Source organism: Streptococcus sp. KR (genome assembly GCF_002238115.1).
Taxonomy (GTDB): Bacteria; Bacillota; Bacilli; order Lactobacillales; family Streptococcaceae; genus Streptococcus.
In genome coordinates, this window is the sequence record NZ_NGVM01000264.1 from 1 (window position 1) to 270 (window position 270).

The 270-nt window shown below is 40.0% G+C and carries 1 pseudogene; it reads right to left on the reverse strand.

Features of this window, described 5'->3' with window-relative positions:
- Window positions 1-270 (reverse strand): annotated as a pseudogene (locus CBI42_RS11875) (M23 family metallopeptidase); the annotation flags it as partial.

The following is a 270-nucleotide window of genomic DNA, read 5'->3' on the forward strand; positions in this document are numbered from 1 at the left end:
TCGCTAGTTTCCATCCTTTTCCATCCTTAAAATGATGGTATCGCTCTTTTGTGTTAGCTAGTCTCTTCTTCGTAAAACGACCTGTTGCTTGTCCTGTTTTGACACTAGCTTTCCCCAGATTATAAGAAATTCGGCTGTAGCGTTTTCCTTTTCTAATGGTCTCTTGTAGCGTGCGATAACCTTCTAAATCTTCATTTTCTGAAGCTAACTCTCCGCCTTCACGTCCAAGGACATAAAGAAAAGTTTTGGCTTTCCTACTAACTTTTTTGG